Genomic DNA, 4,515 nt, shown 5'->3' on the forward strand with positions numbered 1-4,515 from the left:
ATCCGCCGGTTCGCAATTCAAGAGATTTAAAAGGTGCAGCGCCTCTTACTTTGGTAGGACCCAGGAAATCTATCTACTTGCCGGAATGCGCTATTATCGCCAATCGCCACGTTCACATGCCCGGAGATGTGGCTGCCCAATTCGGCGTGAAGAACGGAGATTTTATCCGTGTCCGCATCGGCGGCGCCAAAGCAACAGTTTTTGAAAATGTATTGGTTCGGGTGAACGATGCTTGGAAACTGCAAATTCACCTTGACACGGACGACGCAAACGCAGCAAATGTCCGCTGCGCCATGTCAGTTGAATTTTTAGGAAAAATGTAAGGACTGTTATGCAATTTGGAAAGGTCATCGGAAATATTGTAGCTACGCGAAAAACCGGTAAGACAGAAGGACTACGGATCCTAATCGTTCAGCATCTTGACGAAAAACTCAAACCTTTACCGGAAACTTACGCCTGCATTGATACAGTCAACTCTAAATTCGGAGATATCGTTCTTACCTGTTCATCTTCATCGGCGCGAATGACCAGCCAGACAAAGGGCGTTTGTACGGACAATTCAATTATCGGCATTGTCGATATCGTCTCTTCCGGGAAAAAAGATTTTTACAAAAAATAGACATTAAATTAGCAGGGTAGTGATTTGGAGCAAATTTCTCTGGAAAAAATTATTCAAATGGTCGCGCGCGAGGTTGTCGCTGAACTGGAAAAACGGGGCATTCAGGTCATTTCTTCTGGTGAGCCCAGTAACATTTCAACCCAATCAACAGGGACAACCGGCATACGAACCAAATCCGAAAAGATCGATATGAGCAGCTATAAGACGCCGATTTTGACAGAAAATCATATTCTTCGATTGCATGAATTGGCCGGAGAAATCATCGTACCCAAAGGAACAATTGTCACTCCCAAAGCACGGGAAGCAATTAGACAAAAACAACTCGCTATTCGGTTTGAATAACATTTTTTAATGACATATTTGGAGGAAAAATAATGACAAAAGTGGCATTAGGTTTTGTGGAAACCAGAGGAAACACGGGCAGCATCGTGGCAATCGATGCCATGTTGAAAGCTGCAGATGTTGATCTGGTGAAAAAAGTAGAAATTGGCGGTGGCTATGTGACTGCGGTGGTTCGCGGTGAAGTCGGAGCCGTCAAATCTTCAATCGAAGCCGGAGCTGAGGCAGCGGCCAAAGTGGGTGAGCTCATTTGCGCAAATGTGATTGCTTCGGCGCACGAGGATGTTTTTAATCTAATCGGAATCAAGAAATAGGAGATAAGCCATGCAAGAAGCGTTAGGTGTCATCGAGACTTTAGGATTTGCCACAGCGATGGAAGCTGCTGATGCAGCCGTAAAAGCGGCAAATGTGAAATTGGCAGACTGGCTACGCGTCGGTGGCGGCAAAATTAATATCATCCTCCGCGGGGATGTGGCTGCAGTGAAAGCGGCTGTGGAAGCCGGCGTTGCAGCAGCTTCACAAATCGGAGAAGTTCAGGGACAAACGGTCATTCCGCGACCTTCGGATAAATTAGTACCAACTTTCCCGATCGATGTCTCCGCACAAACAACAAAACGTAAAAAATAATAACTGAAAAAGAGCCATGTACGTGAATATTAGCGAAGAAGAAATACAAAAAATCGTTCAAAATGTTGTCCAAAATGTCGTCGGCGATAAAAGCGTAACAACCAACCAGAGCCCAAAAGGCGACTGGGGCGTATTTGACGACATGAATGATGCGATTGAAGCGGCGAGCCAAGCTTTTCTGAAATATGAGGAATTCGACATTCAGGATCGCAAGCGATTCGTAGATGCAGTTCGTCGCGTGGCAATGGATTTCAAAGAAGAATTTTCCCGCATGGCAGTGGAACAAACCGGCATGGGCCGCGTTGAGCACAAAATTACCAAACACATCAACGTGGCAAAATACGCTTCCGGAGTGGAATTTTTGCAGCCAAGCGCTCATTCCGGTAAATTCGGTCTGGCGATTGACGAATTTTCCCCATGGGGCGTGATCGGGAATATTTCTCCGAGCACACATCCCAGTCCCACGATGCTGGAAAACATCATCTCTCAACTCTCTGGTGGAAACACCATTGTTTTTAACCCGCATCCGGTAGCAAAAAAATTGAACGCATTGGTCATTCAGCGCTGCAATCAATATATTGTCAAAGAAGGGGGACCGGAGAATCTTGTTACTTGTGTTGCCGAGCCTACACTGGAATCGGCACAGGTCATGTTTGGCCATCCAAAGACAAAATTGCTTTCGGTGACCGGAGGGCCTGGTGTCGTAGAAGCCGCGATGAAATTCAGCAAACCCATCGTCGCTGCAGGTCCCGGCAATCCGCCTGTGTTGGTGGATGAGACTGCTGATCTGCAATTGGCAGTCAAAGAGATCACTGAAAGCGCCAGTTTTGACAATAATATTCTTTGCATTGCAGAGAAAGAAATTTTTGTCGTTGACTCAGTGTTCAATGAATTCATGCGTTTGTTTGAAAAGCAGGGAAATAAAAAACTGGTCGGCTCCCAAATGGATCAGTTAGCGCAAAAAGCCCTGGAGAAAAACGGAAAGCATTATTTTATCAGCAGGAAGCATGTCGGCAAAAATGCTAACGTGCTTGCTCGCGATTTGGGGATGACGATATCCGAGGATGTGCCTATGCTTTTTGGCGAGACAGATCGTGATCATCCCTGGGTGGTTGCCGAACAAATGACTTCTTGCATTCCGGTCGTTCGCGTTAAAAATTTTGAAGATGGATTAGAATGCAGCTTGAAAGCGGAGCACGGCTTTGAGCACACAGCAAGTATTTTTACTCAGGATTTGACTCGAGCGACTATTTTTTCCAAAAAATTAAAAACTGATGTGCTGGTCATAAATGGCGGCTCCCTGCGTGGAAACGGTGGGATGACCGGTGAGGGCTCTTTTTCTCATACCATTGCCTCTCCGACAGGTCAGGGAATTACCAATCCAAGAGATTTTGTACGGAGGCGGAGAATTATGACCGCTCACGCGTTGCGTTTTGTTTAGAATAAGCTAAAGAATTGAAAATTTTCAAATAGAGGAGTTAAAAATGGCTGAAATTAAATCAATTGGTATTCTGGAAACCAAAGGATTTACCCCGCTGATTGAAGGGGCGGATGCAGCAGTTAAGGCTGCTAATGTCGAGGTTGTGGAATGGCGCCAGCTTGGCAGCGGCATTGTTTCTTTGGTTATTGAGGGCGAAGTTGCTGCAGTGAGATCTGCTATTGAAGCGGCGAGAAGTGCGGCAACACGCGTCGGAGAAGTAATTTCGGACACAGTTATTCCCCGCCCCGTAGGTGAATTGGGAACGACATTTAACAAATAGTTGGAATCGGAGACAGCATGATTTTCGCAAAAGTGGTTGGCAGTGTTGTTGCCACGCAAAAGGATGAAAATCTCTATGGCATGAAATTGCTTTTGTGCAAAGAGGTTGATCATCACGGAAGACCGCTGGACACGTATCACGTCGCAGTCGATGCAGTGCAGGCCGGTGAAGGGGATTTTGTTTTGCTTTCTTACGGCTCATCAGCGAGAATGACTGAAATGACCCGTAACGCGCCCATTGATGCCGTTGTGATGGCGATAATCGATGACGTGCAAATTGTGGAATAATAGCTAAAAAAAATATGAAAATTGGAAAAGTAATCGGAAATGTCTGGGCTGATCGCAAAGTGGATAGTCTCCGAGGCTGTCGGTTGCATGTAATTCAGCCTATGTCCGCAGAAGGGAAAGAACAGGGAAAGGTTCTCGTTGTTGCTGATCCGAAAAATTTGGCGGGAGTCGGCGATGTGGTAATTTACGTTACCAGTACTGACGCGACTCAGGCGTTTGATTCAGGATTTGCGCCGGTGAATGCCTCTGTGGTTGAACTTGTGGACGCGATTGATTAATTTGGGAAATTGAATGTTTCTGGCAAAAGTAAAATATCGAGTAACTGCCACGGAAAAACATCCGGCATATCAAGAAAAGCGTGTTTTCGTTGTGCAGCCGGTAAAACCGGATGGTTCAGAATTTGGCTCAACATGGGTGGCGATGGATTACGTTGGCTGCGACGTTGGTGATATTGTAGTTTGCGGCGGTGCGCCTGGTGTGGCAAAGGAAGTTTTTAAATTAGAACTCGCGCCGATCCGCACGTTGATTATGGCGATTGTTGATGAGATAGATTATCGGGATATTGAATGATGAACGCAGAAGCAGTCAGGGCAAAAGGTGTTGTTGGCGCCGGAGGTGCTGGTTTCCCCACACACGTGAAATTGCAATCGAATCCAGAAATTGTCATTTTGAACGCAGCAGAATGCGAACCCCTGCTGCACAAAGATGAGCAAATTCTGCTAAATTTTCCCGAGCAGGTTATCGAAGGTTTCCAGTCAATACTTGAAATGACTGGTGCCGGCAAGGGAATCATCGGCATTAAGGCGAAGCATAAAGATGTTATTTCAATTCTGGAAAAACTCATCAGTCCGCCGATGGAGATCGCCAAAATCGGAGATTTTTA

At 46.0% G+C, this 4,515-nt stretch carries 11 protein-coding genes; all 11 read left to right on the forward strand.

What is annotated here, in order from left to right; translation table 11 throughout:
- Positions 1-323 (forward strand): phosphate propanoyltransferase (locus tag GXO74_08575; GenBank protein NOZ61724.1); only part of this gene is annotated, 323 nt, incomplete at its 5' end.
- Positions 324-331: 8 nt separating this feature from the next.
- Positions 332-619 carry a EutN/CcmL family microcompartment protein gene (locus GXO74_08580; GenBank protein NOZ61725.1) on the forward strand — a complete coding sequence of 96 codons (288 nt, stop codon included), beginning with the start codon at positions 332-334 and terminating at the stop codon, positions 617-619.
- 24 nt (positions 620-643) lie between these two features.
- The gene (locus GXO74_08585) at positions 644-961 is read left to right on the forward strand and encodes a hypothetical protein (GenBank protein NOZ61726.1); all 318 of its coding nucleotides are present in this window, start codon (positions 644-646) and stop codon (positions 959-961) included.
- Between the two features lie 32 nt (positions 962-993).
- Positions 994-1,272 (forward strand): BMC domain-containing protein, encoded by a 279-nt coding sequence (locus tag GXO74_08590; GenBank protein NOZ61727.1) that lies wholly within the window; start codon positions 994-996, stop codon positions 1,270-1,272.
- A 10-nt stretch (positions 1,273-1,282) separates the two neighbouring features.
- Complete coding sequence (locus GXO74_08595) at positions 1,283-1,585, forward strand: BMC domain-containing protein (protein NOZ61728.1); 303 nt, start codon at positions 1,283-1,285, stop codon at positions 1,583-1,585.
- Positions 1,586-1,601: 16 nt separating this feature from the next.
- Entirely contained in the window at positions 1,602-3,026 is a 1,425-nt protein-coding gene (locus tag GXO74_08600; GenBank protein ID NOZ61729.1) for an aldehyde dehydrogenase family protein, read from the forward strand.
- A 28-nt stretch (positions 3,027-3,054) separates the two neighbouring features.
- Positions 3,055-3,345, forward strand: coding sequence for a BMC domain-containing protein (locus GXO74_08605; GenBank protein NOZ61730.1), 291 nt, complete (start codon positions 3,055-3,057; stop codon positions 3,343-3,345).
- A gap of 17 nt (positions 3,346-3,362) precedes the next feature.
- Positions 3,363-3,632, forward strand: coding sequence for a EutN/CcmL family microcompartment protein (locus GXO74_08610; GenBank protein NOZ61731.1), 270 nt, complete (start codon positions 3,363-3,365; stop codon positions 3,630-3,632).
- Positions 3,633-3,646: 14 nt separating this feature from the next.
- Entirely contained in the window at positions 3,647-3,910 is a 264-nt protein-coding gene (locus GXO74_08615; GenBank protein NOZ61732.1) for a EutN/CcmL family microcompartment protein, read from the forward strand.
- Positions 3,911-3,923: 13 nt separating this feature from the next.
- Complete coding sequence (locus GXO74_08620) at positions 3,924-4,202, forward strand: EutN/CcmL family microcompartment protein (GenBank protein ID NOZ61733.1); 279 nt, start codon at positions 3,924-3,926, stop codon at positions 4,200-4,202.
- On the forward strand, positions 4,199-4,515 hold a 317-nt coding region (locus GXO74_08625), incomplete at its 3' end, for an electron transport complex protein RnfC (protein NOZ61734.1). The genes GXO74_08620 and GXO74_08625, both read left to right, overlap by 4 nt.

The sequence above is a fragment of the Calditrichota bacterium genome (assembly GCA_013152715.1).
In the GTDB taxonomy this organism is placed as follows: Bacteria; Zhuqueibacterota; Zhuqueibacteria; order Thermofontimicrobiales; family Thermofontimicrobiaceae; genus 4484-87.

Coding starts and splice junctions, on each gene's coding strand:
- GXO74_08580 (NOZ61725.1), top strand. CDS start 332: ATGCAATTTGGAAAGGTCATCGGAAATATTGTAGCTACGCGAAAAACC.
- GXO74_08590 (NOZ61727.1), top strand. CDS start 994: ATGACAAAAGTGGCATTAGGTTTTGTGGAAACCAGAGGAAACACGGGC.
- GXO74_08595 (NOZ61728.1), top strand. CDS start 1,283: ATGCAAGAAGCGTTAGGTGTCATCGAGACTTTAGGATTTGCCACAGCG.
- GXO74_08600 (NOZ61729.1), top strand. CDS start 1,602: ATGTACGTGAATATTAGCGAAGAAGAAATACAAAAAATCGTTCAAAAT.
- GXO74_08610 (NOZ61731.1), top strand. CDS start 3,363: ATGATTTTCGCAAAAGTGGTTGGCAGTGTTGTTGCCACGCAAAAGGAT.
- GXO74_08615 (NOZ61732.1), top strand. CDS start 3,647: ATGAAAATTGGAAAAGTAATCGGAAATGTCTGGGCTGATCGCAAAGTG.
- GXO74_08620 (NOZ61733.1), top strand. CDS start 3,924: ATGTTTCTGGCAAAAGTAAAATATCGAGTAACTGCCACGGAAAAACAT.